The 13701-nt window shown below is 48.6% G+C and carries 9 protein-coding genes; 6 read left to right on the plus strand and 3 right to left on the minus strand.

All coding sequences use genetic code 11. The annotated features are described in order from the left end of the window. Window positions 1–5: 5 nt before the first annotated feature. A complete protein-coding gene (gene glnD / locus GA003_02590) occupies window positions 6–2807 on the minus strand; it encodes a [protein-PII] uridylyltransferase (protein QXD28885.1) in 2802 nt (933 codons plus the stop codon). Between the two features lie 154 nt (window positions 2808–2961). Between glnD and GA003_02595 the strand changes: the two genes are divergently transcribed. Both GA003_02595 and recR read left to right on the plus strand, forming a co-directional pair. Beyond that, a complete protein-coding gene (locus GA003_02595; GenBank protein QXD28886.1) occupies window positions 2962–3270 on the plus strand; it encodes a YbaB/EbfC family nucleoid-associated protein in 309 nt (102 codons plus the stop codon). 18 nt (window positions 3271–3288) lie between these two features. Then, window positions 3289–3888 carry a recombination mediator RecR gene (gene recR, locus GA003_02600; protein ID QXD28887.1) on the plus strand — a complete coding sequence of 200 codons (600 nt, stop codon included), beginning with the start codon at window positions 3289–3291 and terminating at the stop codon, window positions 3886–3888. Window positions 3889–3901: 13 nt separating this feature from the next. Here the strand turns inward: recR and nrtS are convergent, their stop codons facing one another. Continuing rightward, entirely contained in the window at window positions 3902–4117 is a 216-nt protein-coding gene (gene nrtS / locus GA003_02605) for a nitrate/nitrite transporter NrtS (protein QXD28888.1), read from the minus strand. 240 nt (window positions 4118–4357) lie between these two features. Here nrtS and GA003_02610 point away from each other — a divergent pair, with 240 nt between their 5' ends. From GA003_02610 to GA003_02625, 4 genes are all read left to right on the plus strand, one after another. Next, window positions 4358–7252: an insulinase family protein gene (locus GA003_02610; GenBank protein QXD28889.1), complete on the plus strand. Its 2895-nt coding sequence runs from the start codon at window positions 4358–4360 to the stop codon at window positions 7250–7252. 51 nt (window positions 7253–7303) lie between these two features. Further along, window positions 7304–7912, plus strand: a complete 609-nt coding sequence (locus GA003_02615; GenBank protein QXD28890.1) for an HAD-IA family hydrolase — start codon at window positions 7304–7306, stop codon at window positions 7910–7912. Window positions 7913–7999: 87 nt separating this feature from the next. Beyond that, complete coding sequence (locus GA003_02620; GenBank protein ID QXD28891.1) at window positions 8000–10912, plus strand: PSD1 and planctomycete cytochrome C domain-containing protein; 2913 nt, start codon at window positions 8000–8002, stop codon at window positions 10910–10912. Between the two features lie 2 nt (window positions 10913–10914). After that, window positions 10915–12354, plus strand: coding sequence for a DUF1501 domain-containing protein (locus tag GA003_02625; protein QXD28892.1), 1440 nt, complete (start codon window positions 10915–10917; stop codon window positions 12352–12354). 11 nt (window positions 12355–12365) lie between these two features. Here the strand turns inward: GA003_02625 and GA003_02630 are convergent, their stop codons facing one another. Continuing rightward, entirely contained in the window at window positions 12366–13679 is a 1314-nt protein-coding gene (locus GA003_02630) for a Gfo/Idh/MocA family oxidoreductase (protein QXD28893.1), read from the minus strand. Window positions 13680–13701 lie beyond the last annotated feature (22 nt).

Consider the following 13701-nt stretch of genomic DNA (forward strand, 5'->3'; position numbering starts at 1 on the left):
TCTAATTAATGGACTGCCTTGAAAGCATCGGATGCAACAACTCCCTGAAGCATTTCCTTCAAGTCTACAAGGTTGGCACTTTTCTTTCCACCCTCCTTATCTCGAGAGCTTTCGATATAGAAGGTATCTACAGCAATGTTTCTCTCAGTAGCAATTCTTGCGAAAGTGATATCATAACCTTTTTCGTATATCACTTTGCCTAGGAAATAGAGTAGGCCTATTTGATCGTAGGCTTCGACTTCCACCACTGTTTTCTGTAGTTCTACTTCGTGGTAGACGTCTACTGTTTCTGGAAAGGGTGTGTGGCTATGTTTGTCGGTTGTGAAAAGATTGCTTGGCTTTTGGGACTTGGACTGATTCAGGATCGCTTTTGTGAGGTCTTTATTCTCTACCACGGCCATGTTGAGGCATTCCTCGAATTTTTCTCTAACAGACTTGCTTTGAACAATACCTCCCTTGGCATCACAAACGTAAAATGTATCGATGGTAATGTGGTCCATTCGATTGATGGCCTTGGCGCTAACGATATTCAAACCGGCAAGACTGAACGATCCAGCCAGTCTGTAAAATAATCCAGCGCGGTCCCAAGTGACGACCGTAACGGCTGTGTGCCCTTTGTTGAAATCATCCGTCCAATCATGAACCGGAGCTAGAGCAGCTAGTGATTCTGCCTCGCTTATATTTCGCAGCAACTGATTCACCAGCTTGATGTGGATGATTAACTCTTCGACACGATTATGAACAAAGTAGCGTTCTGGTAGGAGGTTGCAGTGTGCATGGATCTCTTCCTGCGATACATCTTCGATGTTCAGACTGAGAAGCTTTTCGTAAATCATGCTCTTTTGCTTCTCCAGTACCTTTTCCAGGCTATTCTCGGAAGCGAGGTGGTTGCTGGTAGCGGTGAATAGTCTTCTATGTAGCATGTCCTTATAGCTATTCCAGAGGGAGGAAGAAGTGCCGCAAGCATCACAGTAGGTATGAATGTAGAGTAAGTTGAGTTGGGTCTGATTCTCAACCTTGGCTGCAAAGGATTGAATGTTCTGCGGGTCATCAATGTCGTGATGCTGCCAGAATCGTGCCATTTCCAAGTGATTGCCTATAATAAATAAAATTTCTTTATGAAAACGTGGATCAACGTCCAAGCGTTTGAGAATCGGTTTTGATATTTCTACCCCCACTTTGTCATGCCCTTTAATGCCTTCTCCTTTTCCAATGTCGTGAAGCAAAAGGATTATATAGAGAATGGCAGGGTCGTCCAATCTGTGGAATTCCTCGCGGTAATGACGAAGCTCCTTCGATGTATCTGTCACCACATTGTCCAGGTGTTTAATGGTATTCAGAATATGGAAATCGATTGTGTAGCGATGGTAATACTCATGCTGAACCAGGCAGGTGAGCTTCTCAAACTCAGGCATCATTTTTCCCAGAACGCCCAAGTCGTGCATGCTCTTCAAACTGGAGTAGACATTGCCCGCATCCGAAAGAATGGACCGAAACGTTTTATTAGCTTCAGGCGAGTGAATAACCTCGTCGTCAATCAGGTGGAGGGACTTGGTTATCAAGTTCGTTAGGTCGAAGTCTAGTTTTACTCCCAACTGCTGACGATGTCGAAATACTCGAATGAGTCTGAGCGGATCCTCCTTGAAGATCTTTCGGTTTTCCATTGTCAGTTCCTTACCGCGTAATATGAATCCATCGATCAATCGAGGGCGTTCGCTACGTCGCGAATTAAGGACTTCCCTGAATGAAATCTTTGTGCGGTCTGTCTCCAATAAGGCCAGCCGTTGCTCCAGTAGAATCGAGAGCTTTAGAATGTTTTGAGCATGCCGGTAATAATCACGCATAAACGCCTCTACGCGTTTGAGGGAATCTTCCTGAGGGTAATTGAAATTCTTAGCAGTTACGTACTGCATCTCAAAAGTCAGGATATCCGTTGGCCTGCCACTTTGAAAGTGCACTTCATTCCGGGTACGAATAAGAAAATCATAGGCTTTGCGAAGGCGCTTGCGCTCGTCTTTGGACAAGTAGCCTTTCTCAACCATTTCAGTAAGGCTGGATGTACCAAGCTTGATCTGCCCCATCCAAAGAAGGTTGTGGTAATCACGCAATCCACCTACCGCATTCTTGATGTCTGGTTCTTGAATCAGAACTGTATCACCGAATTTAGCTCTTCGGGCTCTTTGATCAGCCAATCGATCCAGAATATACTGTTGAGCGTTTTTGTTGCAGAAGTTCCGGTAGGCTTGCTCGAAGATTTGAAACAAATTGGTGGATCCGGCGACCAGTCGCGATTCCAGCATCGCGTTCTTCGATTGCACATCGGCTTTGGCCTCTTCCATCGACTGTTTGATGGTTCTAGTAGAGTGACCGACTTTGAAACCGAGATCCCAAAGCATATAAAGAATGCGCTCCGTAAATACCTCTTGGAATTTTGGAAGAATTTTTGCGCGTATCTTTTCAGGATATAAGAACATGATGTCCACATCGCTGTAGGGACACATTTCCGCACGTCCGTATCCGCCCAGTGCTAGCAGGCCTGTAGGGAAGGGCAGTTTCCCATACTCCTCCTCAAACGCCTTCATATCGTACTCAAACATATGACGGAGCAACTGGTCGATCACGTGCGACCGGGCCTTCACTACTTTCATACCTGAGGTTTGCTTGTCATGTAGCTTGCGCAACTTGAGATCTTCCTGAGCCATCCATTTCTTATAAATTTCCAGGCGGTCTTGTCTGTCGCATTTCTCAGCAACATAGAGACGGACCGGTTTGGCCTTGGGTGGATCTTGTTCAGTGGTATTAGGCATGATTCAAAGGCAAAGGGTGTACGCGTAGCTTTTGAAAGGGCAAGGATCTTGTCTCGTTTCTACCTTTGGCAAACCGCTTGACTTGCATCGGGCTATGAGAAACCGTCGATTCCTCTTATCCAACAAAATGATCTAACTCCTAATTTTATTTATCATGGCAGGCGTAGGCAAACTACTCAAACAGGCTCAGAAAATGCAGAAAAAGATCGAGGCGCTCGAGGCCGAACTGGCTGAGCAGACGATGGATGTTTCTAGCGGAGGCGGTGCGATCAACATTACTGTGACCTTATCCGGTGATATTAAGGCGATCCAATTGGACCCAGAATTCCTCAAGGAGGATAAGGCTTTTGTGGAAGAGACACTGGCTATCGGAGTCCAAGATGCGATTGAAGCCGCCCGGAAGGGTAAGGAAGAAGCTATGGGAGATGTCACTGCTGGCATGCAAATGCCCGGTCTCTTCTAGCTTTCATCTAGTCGTTGCATGACGCCTTCGTTCGATCATTTGGTTAAGCAGCTTAAGAAGTTGCCGGGCTTAGGGTTTCGTTCTGCCGAGCGAATTGCTCTCCACCTTCTGGTTGAACAACCAGATGTTATGCCCGGCCTCCTCGAAGCTTTGGAGAGTGCTTCCAAGCAAGTAGGCCGTTGTGAGCGCTGCGGCAATTTGGCTGAAGAAAGCCTCTGTTCAGTGTGTGAGGATCAGCGTCGTGATGACTCCCTTCTGTGCGTAGTCGAGCAGGTGCCTGACCTGATGGCTATTGAAAGTTCGGGATCTTATAGAGGGCTCTACCATGTCCTCCATGGGAAATTGTCTCCCATAAAGGGGATTGGTCCGGATCAGTTGAATCTCAACTCGATCGAAAAGCGCCTTGAGGAGTCGCCGATTTCAGAAGTTGTTTTGGCTCTCTCAAACGACATAGAAGGAGAAGCAACCTGCCACTACATTTCAGAGACTATGCTCGACGGTCGCCCCATCAAGATTAGTCGGATTGGCTTTGGCCTGCCGAGTGGGGGAGGGATCCTTTACGCCGACCAGATTACGGTGAAAAGTGCGATTGACGGCCGCAGAGACTACGACAGCTAGAAAGTTTCTTAAACTAGCTCCTTTTTGCATGAGTGCCTGCAAATACGGCCACACAATAGGGAACGCAGTAAGTGAACATTAGCTTCGGCCAGTGAATGAGCTCCCAATTACCTCCCATGATTGAATCTCCCTGGTTGATCAGGTTGAGGATCGTCCCCACGACCAGTGCTATTTTCAGACCTGTTAGTTGGATGGATCGGGTAGATGTGGTTTGGAGCCAGGATTCCATGGTCTTGCAGACTTGCAGTGCAACCATTGCTTGGCAAACCTGTCTTCTGAGGAGTGTCTTGAAATTCAGTAACGAGATTATGAGGGCCAGCAATCTAGATCAAAATTTAGCTCAAGCAGGAGGTGAATCGATATTCATCGAGTGTGAAGCACTGAATTTTGGGCAGAAAGATGACTCATACTCGAAATTGATGAATTCCAAGACAATCCCTAGTTCAACTCCAAGTACGGATAGCCATTTATGAGATCTCTATTTTTCACCACTCTTTTTCTCGCCTCTGTCGTTAGCCTGTCCGCAGGATTCAAATTGGTTCAGGGGCCACTGCCAAACGACCCCATGCAGGTCCATATTTACGAATTGGATAACGGGCTCCGTGTATACCTGAGTGAGAATTATGAGGAACCAAAATTTTTCGCTGAGTTATCCGTCCGCGCTGGGGGTGCCAACGACCCGGAAACCAACACCGGTCTGGCGCACTACCTGGAGCACCTTTTGTTCAAAGGAAACACCAAGCTCGGAACCCTGGACTGGGAGAAAGAGAAAGTTCACATCGATCGGATCGAGGAGCTTTACGAAGAGCGTTTTCACGAAACGGATCCCGAAAAGCGGGAAGCTCTCTTCCGGGAAATTGCGGAGGAGTCAGCCAAAGCATCCCAGTATGCCATCCCCAACGAGATGGACAGTCTGGTGAAGCAGATGGGGCTCTCGTTCATCAATGCCGGCACGAGCAACGACTACACCGTTTACTTCATGGAGTTGCCATCTAATCGATTGGAGCAATGGGCCATGATCGAGTCCGACCGATACAGCGACCCGGTCTTTCGCCTTTTCCTTCCCGAACTGGAAATTGTCTACGAGGAGAAGAATCGCTCCAACGACAATAAGGATCGATTGATCAGTGAGCTTATTTTTGAGCTTCGCTACCCGGATCATCCCTATGGAACTCAGACAGTGCTCGGTCACGTTGAGCATTTGAAGAACCCATCCATCAAGGCCATCTATGAATTCTTTAATACCTACTATGTTTCCAACAATGTAGCTCTCTGTTTATCGGGAGACTTTGAGATCGAACCTACCATCGAATTGATCGACAAGTATTTCTCTCACTGGAAGCCCGGTGAAGTGCCTGAGTTTAAATACGGCCAAGCCAAGCCCATCACTGAACGCCGTACCGGTGAGATTTCTTACCCGGGTGAGGAGCAGGTGCAAATTGCCTTCTCGACTCAGCCAATTGGGCACGAAGATGTTGAAGCCCTGAAGCTGGTGGATATGATCTTGGATAACGCCAGTGCCGGACTCATCAACCTGAATCTTAATCAACAGCAAAAAGTGCTGTCAGCAGGATCCTTTCCTTACATCCGTAAATACGCGGGAACGCAATATATGTATGGATCACCCAAGGAAGGGCAGACCCTTGAGGAGGTTGAGTCATTGTTGCTTGAGCAGTTGGAAATTATCAAACGAGGCGAGTTTGGTGACTGGTTGATTCCAGCCATTGTAGCTGACTTCAAGCGGTCTGAGAAACTGCAACTGGAGTCCAACTACTCACGTGCTGGAATCATGGCGACTTCCTACAACTCGTTAGTAGATTGGGAATACACCATTTCTGAGATCGATCGAATGGAGAAGTTGACGAAGAAAGATGTGGTTGCCGTGGCAAACAAATATTTTAACGCGCCGCACGTATCCGCTTATCGTCGCAATGGTGAGTATGAGCCACCCAAGGTTGCAAAACCAGAATTCGAGAAACCAGATGTATCAAGATTTGCTTCATCCGAATTTGGGAATCAAATTTTAAGCCACCCGACCGCTCCGATCGAGCCCGATTTTTTGGAAGTAGGTGAGGATTACCAAATTGTCGAAGTGAGTGATGACGTGCGTTTGTTCTACACGAAGAATCCCATGAACGATTTGTTCTCGCTTACCATGAGCTTCGAGTTCGGTAGTCGGGAAAATAATCGCTTGTTAGCAGCCAGTTTACTCCTCGATAAAGCCGGGACCCCGAACTTAAGTCCCGATGAGCTCAAGCAGGCCTGGTACTCCAAAGGTTCCAATTTCGCATTCTCAGTCGGGGACCATACTAGCTCCTTTTCGATCAGCGGACTGGATGAGAAGTTCGACGAGACGCTCGCGTTGATGCAGGAGTTTACCAGCAATCCTGTTTCAAGTCAGGAAGTTTTGGATACGCTGAAGCAGATTATTCTAAAACAGCGAAAGGATGCCAGAGAAGATATTCAGTCCCTCTACGCAGCCGTACGAAGCTACAACCGTTATGGTGATCAGTCGCCGTACCTGACTCGCATGACCACCGAAGAACTCATGGCTTTGGAAGTGGATTCATTACTGGCCGAGGTCAGTAGTTTAAAGCAATACAAACACGATTACTTTTATGTAGGTGCTCTGCCGATAGAAAAGGTGAAAGCCAGTATTCTGGAGTATTCATCCGGGGCCAAGAATCTCAAGGATCCACTCCCACGCAACAGTGCTGACATTCGTGAGCCGGAATCAACTGAAGTGTATTTCCTCGATTGGGAAACAGCACAGGCTCAAGTGAGAATTGAATTTGCTGATGGCACTTACAATGAAGACAACGAGCTAGCTATTGAACTCTACAACGATTACTTCGGCGGTGGTATGTCGAGTGTGGTCTTCCAAGAGTTGCGAGAAGCGCGTGCTCTGGCTTATTCGGTAGGAGCCCTCTACCTGGAGCCGTCCTACCGAGATACGGAAAATCTGATGATCGGCGCTATCGGAACTCAGCCTGATAAAGCGGTGGAGGCACTCGAGGTCTTTCTCGAACTCTTTGATAATCTACCCGAATCAGAAGGTCGCTTCTCCAATACACTCGGCTCATTGGAAAACCAATATCGGGTAGGGAAGCTGGACTTCCGTGACATTCCAGGCACCGTTCGATCCTGGGAGCGCCTTGGATTTGAGTCCGATCCGCGACCACAACGTTTCCAGAATCTGGCTAGCGCAGATTTTGCCGATCTGACATTGTTCCACAAGGCACGCATTGCGAACAAACCAAAGTTGATTTCCATTGTTGGTCCCAGTGACCGGATCGATCTGGCAAGCATTGAGAAGCTTGGGGAGATTATCACGGTTACTCCCGATGACATCTTTCGGGATTGATGCTTCTTCATTGCGCTCCTCCAACGATTCGCTTTCCTTCCAGCCTTTCTTATGAAACTGGATATTCCTGAAGGATCTTTTGAAGCTTATATTTTCGACTGCGACGGCACTTTAGCCGACTCGATGCCGCTGCACTACGCGGCATTCCAAAAGTCGTTTATTGAGATGGGCGTCGAGATCGAATTGAGCCCGGAAGTGTATTATGGCTTGGCTGGGGTGCCCATTCATGAATTTGCTCGTTACCTGGATAGGAAGTATGGAACCACCATCGACAGTCATGAGCTCGACGAAGTGAAGAACCGTTTCTATCGTGACACATTGGATCAAGTCGGGCCTGTTGAAGCGGTTGTGAATGTGCTGAGAGATACTGTTGGAAAGCACCGTATAGCGGTTGCCTCTGGCGGAACGCGTCATTGTGTAAGTCGCACCCTGGAATTACTCAGGATCACTGATTTGGTGGAAGTATTGGTTACGGCCGAGGATGTTCAACGTGGCAAACCTGCTCCAGATATTTTCCTAAAGTCGGCAGAGTTGTTGGAGGTCGATCCAAAAGTGTGCCTTGTCTTCGAAGACGCCGGCCTCGGAATTGAAGCGGCCCATGCAGCCGGCATGCAAGCTGTTCATGTGAAGACGCACCCTTACCCTAAGTTAGAATTATAGGAAGGTGTTAGAATCTTTTTCTGCCGCGATCGTTTTGACATGTGTGGTTTCATTGATTTCATTCGTTTTTGTCCTACTTGAACCGGAATGAGAGGAAAATTTTTAATCTACCCTGTATTATTGAGTGCCTTTGCCGCCGCGTCATCGGCTGCGGAGAACTCCGTCAATTTCAACCGTGACATTCGTCCGATCCTATCGAACAAATGTTTCCACTGTCATGGGCCTGACGAGGAGGATCGGGAGGAGGAATTGCGAATGGATATTGCCGATGGGCCGCTTGGTGCCCTCACTCCGCGGGATGACTATTTTATTATCAAACCAGGAGAGCCGGAAGAAAGTGAACTTTGGTGGCGCATCATTGAAGAGTATGAAGATGAACGCATGCCCCCTGCCGGTTCTCACAAAGAGCCTCTCACAGAGCAGGAAATTGCACTCTTCAAGCAATGGATCCTTGAAGGCGGAGAATATCAGGATTACTGGGCGTTTATACCGCCGGAAAAAGCGAAGCTAGCGAAGGTCAAAAACAAGAAATATGCCTCCCACGAGATCGATCAAATCGTAATGGCCTCCCTGGAGGCACAGGGACTGGAACCAAACCCTGAAGCTGACAAACGAACCCTCATTCGACGGGCTACTTTTGACTTAACGGGGCTGCCTCCGACGCTCGATGAGATTGATGAATTCTTAAATGACAAAAGTCGAGATGCATACACACGATTGATTGATCGCTTGCTTAGCCGGAAGAGCTTTGGCGAGCACATGGCTCGCTATTGGGCGGACATGGTTCGCTTGGCCGATACCAATGGTATGCACCATGACTTTGATCGTGATTTTTCGACCTACCGTGATTGGGTTATACGATCTTATAATAATAACCTGCCGTTTGATGAGTTTATAAAATATCAGTTGGCGGGTGACTTGTATGAGGATCCCACCCGAGAACAGTTAGTGGCATCTGGATTTAACCGTCTTCACCTTATCATCGACAAAGGCACCGCTTTGCCTGAGGAGAGTTTGCACAAAAATGTGGTGGATCGTGTTGAGGCCTTTGGCACTACCTTTCTTGGGCTTACCGTTCAATGCGCTCAATGCCACGACCACAAATATGATCCCATCACTCAAAAGGATTACTACCAGCTCTATGCCTTTTTTAATAATTTTGGTGGAGCGGCTGAAACGGGCAGGGAGCCGGAACGAGGCCTTCAGCCACCCTTTATCGATTTCACGACTCCTAAACAGGAAAAGGAGCTAGCCGAGTTTGACGGGAGAGAGCGGGCACTTGATTTTGAACTCCAGGCGATCCAACGACGCCAGGGCTTGTCAGAAAAATGGCCCGCTAAATTTAACAAGGTCTCAGTGCCATGGATATGGAGCGAACCCGAGGTGCAATCCAAACGGGTTGAGTTTAAAACAACCTTAGATTTGGCGGAGATACCGGGAACTGCCATGGCGCGATTTGTTGCTCTACCGGAAACTTCCAGGAGAGGTGCATTTACGGGGATCGTACTCAGAAAGGATCTGGAGAATGCCGAGGCGACTGCTTCTTATGACTCCGAGGCTGAAGTGTTTGTCAATGGCGTCTCTCTGGGTAAAGCACTCACATTGAATGATGGAGTAGCTGCCGACGTGAGTAGCATCCTTCAACCGGGGGCCAACTTGATTACCGCGAGTGTGGCAGGGAAAGCCGGTTTTGCCTTCATTTTGGAATACACCATTGGAGGCGAAACACTTACCTTCACCACCAGCCCTGATTGGATGGTGGGGAGTGACGAAAGTGCTTCCTGGATGTCATCCGTTGAAGTGCATGACCCCGACCATGAAAGTGCCTGGACCACAAAAGTGCGATCGAAGGAAGTGCTGAAGATCCAAAAGCAGCTCGCTGATTTGAAGGCCAATCGAACCGCTTATTACCATACCATACCCGGGGCGATGATCATGTCCGAAATGGATCCTCCTCGTCTCACTACTATGTTGATCGGTGGGGCCTATGACGCACCCGATGCTCCGGTGGAACGTAACACACCTGCTTTTCTACCGCCCATGGAAAAGAAAGAGGGCATGTACACCCGCATGGATCTGGCTGAATGGCTTGTCTCCCCGAATCACCCACTGACTGCTCGGGTAGTGGTTAACCGGTTTTGGCAGCAACTATTTGGAGTGGGTTTGGTTAAAACGTCAGAGGACTTTGGTGCTCAGGGAGAATGGCCCAGTCACCCGGATCTGTTGGATGAGTTGGCAGTCTCCTTTATAGAATCGGGGTGGAATGTGAAGCAGCTGTTTCGTTCGATTGTCCTTTCCAATACTTACAAACAAAGCTCGGACGCCGACACTACGGCTTACACGAAGGATCCTGAAAACCGACAATTGGCCCGTGGATCTCGCTATCGATTGGATGCTGAAGTGATACGCGATCAGATTCTGGCCGTCAGCGGCCAGCTCAACACTTCCATGTATGGCAAAAGTGTAAAACCACCCCAGCCAGATGGATTATGGGCCATGGTAAACATGGTCGCAAACAGACCTTATATTCCAGACGACGATGATAATATCTATCGTCGAAGCCTTTACACTTTTTGGAGGCGAGCCATGCCTCCACCGCAAATGACGATCATGAATGCTCCTTCTCGTGAGTATTGTTTGCCAAGAAGGGAACGCACCAACACGCCTCTTCAAGCTCTGCTCATGATGAATGAGGAAGAGTACTTCAAAGCAGCCAAGTCTAGTGCGATGCTGACACTGGAGGAGACGGATGATCTCGAAACAGGGTTAAGCCTGACCTACGAAAAAATCACCTCGCATCTACCCTCAGACGATCGACTCAAACTGATGAAGGAAACCTTCGCAGAGTTTATCGAAATTTACGAAAACGACCGGGCATTGACCGAGTCACTTACGCCGGAGTTAAAAGGATCAGCATTTGATAAGCGAGTGGAGCTCGCGGCGTGGACTATGATGACTCACAGTCTGCTCAATCTAGAACTTGCAAAAGTAAGAAGATAACCATGGATCAATTTCAATCATTCTGTGACCAACTCAATCGCCGCCAATTTATCAAGCGTGCATCCATTGGATTAGGGGTCGCTACTCTCGGTGGGTCGATGAAACCTCTGGTCGCTTCCGTGCAGCCAGGTCTGCATCATCCAGCGAAGGCCAAGCGGGTCATTTTTCTTTTTATGGCTGGAGCACCTAGCCAGCTCGACTTGTTCGATTATAAGCCCGACCTCGAAAAATTACACGGCCAAGAATTGCCCAAGGAGATTAGTAATGGTCAGCGGGTGACGACGATGACGCGTGGCAAAAAGCAGGAGATTTGTGCCTCCATCTTCAAGTTCGCACCTCAAGGACAAAGCGGATTGATGATGAGTGAGTTGCTTCCGCATTTGTCCAAGCACGCGGATGATATCTGCATGATCAAATCGACGCACACCGAGGCGATCAATCACGACCCGGCCAAAACATTTTTCTGCACCGGCTCGGAAATGCCTGGTCGGGCGAGTATGGGATCCTGGTTAAGTTATGGCCTTGGGTCTTTGAACCGTGATCTCCCGGATTTTGTGATTTTATCTTCGGCCTTTTGGTCTGGAAAAACAAACGTGCAGGCGCTTTACAGCCGCTTATGGGGAACTGGGTTCCTGCCTGGCAAACACCAAGGTATTGCCTTCCAATCGGTGGGGGATCCGGTCTTATTTCTTTCTAACCCCAAGGGGGTCGATCGTAAGGCGCGCAACAAAATGCTCGATTTTGTTGGCAAGGTAAATGCCGAGCAGAAACTGGTTACTGGAGATCCGGAAATTCAGACATCGATTGCCCAGCAGGAAATGGCTTTTCGCATGCAGGCTTCAGTTCCGGAGCTTACTGATTTGAGTCAGGAAAGCGAGGCGACCATGGACTTATACGGACCTGAAGTGACTCAGTCGGGATCCTTCGCTCGCAATTGTTTGCTAGCGCGTAGAATGGCTGAAAGAGACGTCCGCTTTGTTCAGCTTTTCCATCGTGGATGGGATCACCATCGACAGCTGCCATTGCACATGCGAGGGCAGGCAAGGGATGTAGATCAACCCATTTCAGGACTGTTAACTGATCTCAAACAGCGTGGGCTGCTTGATGATACGCTAGTCGTTTTCGCCGGTGAATTTGGTCGAACCACCTATGCGCAAAACCTGACCGTTGGAGACCGTGAAAACTACGGACGCGATCACCACCCCAGCTGTTTCACAACCTGGATGGCCGGTGGCGGAATCAAAGGAGGTATCAGCTACGGCGAGACGGACGATTTCTGTTACAATGTCGCTCGCGACCCAGTGCATGTTCGAGACCTGCATGCCACCATGTTTCATCAACTGGGTATTGATCACAACAAACTTATCTTCCCGCACCAAGGACTTGATCAAAAGCTGACCGGCGTCGAACCCGCGCATGTCGTGAAGGATATTATCGCCTAGTCGACAAGGTACTAAATTTTCCAAAATTTTCTAGGCTTCGGGCCTGACATCCAGTAGGTGGCCTCTTCGTCACCGATGATCTTTCCCTGTTTAGGATCGATTTTTAAGTCACGGTTAATTTTGAGAGCAATGTTGCCATAGTGCATGACCTCGGTGAGTTGCGCAGAATAAGCGAAATGGGATCTAGGTTTCTCCTCTCCCTTGATAGATCGCAACCAGTTGTCGTAATGACTACTTCTAGGCTCCACCTTGGGAAGATTTGAAGTGAGCTCTCGTCGTGTTGTTTCTGGAAAGATACGAGGGCTTCCGGCATGTGACTTCATGACAACACTGGCTTTGGATCCGATAATCAGGGTGCCTCCGCCTTTATTCCCAAATTCAATTCCTGGGTTCATGTTTTTCGGGCGCTTGGGTCCAAAATAGTCGCCGTTGTACCAGGTGTATTTGAGGTCCTTTCCACCTTCTCTTGGAAACGAATAATTCACTTCGACGCCATTTGGGAAATTATACTTTGTCGGACCTGTGCTTCGAATCCTCACTTCACTAGGTAAACCAAGATTTAGTGCGTAGTAGGGCGCATCCATATTGTGGCAGGCCCAATCACCCAGAGAACCGTGCCCAAAATCGAACCACCAACGCCAGGAGCCAGGAAGGTATTCACTATTGTAAGGGACTTCTTCTGCAGCTCCTAACCAGAGGTTCCAGTCGAGGGTATCTGGTACTCGCTCAGCAGGAGGCCGCTGAGTCCAGATTCTTCGGTCTCGTCCGGGATTCCAGGACACCAATTCCTCAATGTCCCCAAGGATTCCAGTATCTATCCAAGTCTTAAGTTGTTGAATACCTATACCCGAATGGCCTTGATTTCCCATTTGGCACGCGAGCCCGGTTTCTTTTTCCAGAGCTGCCAATTCACGGCATTGTTCAATGCTGTGGGCTAGAGGTTTCTCAAGGTAGATAGGTTTGCCCATTTTCATGCACCACTTGGCAGGGTAGTGGTGCATGTGATCGGGAGTGGAAATAACCACCGCATCGATGTCCTTGTCGTGTCGGTCCAGCAGCTTCCGAAAATCTTTAAACCGCGGGACGTTTGGATGATTCTTAAAGCTCTCAGCAGCTTTAACCTCATCGACGTCGGCAAAGGCGGCAAAGTTTACCAATTCATCATTTTGCAATGTACGGATGGCGTGTGCACCTTTGCCACCGGCTCCGATGAAGGCGAGGTTGATACGTTCATTCGGGCTCCTCGCCTTGAGTATGTGGAAGGGGTGCGCCGCGACCAGTGTCGCCGCCGCTGTGGATCGAGTAACAAACGTTCGTCTATTCATGGTTTGGCCTCTGTTCGGAATC

The organism is Opitutia bacterium ISCC 52 (assembly GCA_014529675.2).
GTDB lineage: Bacteria > Verrucomicrobiota > Verrucomicrobiia > Opitutales > UBA2995 > UBA2995.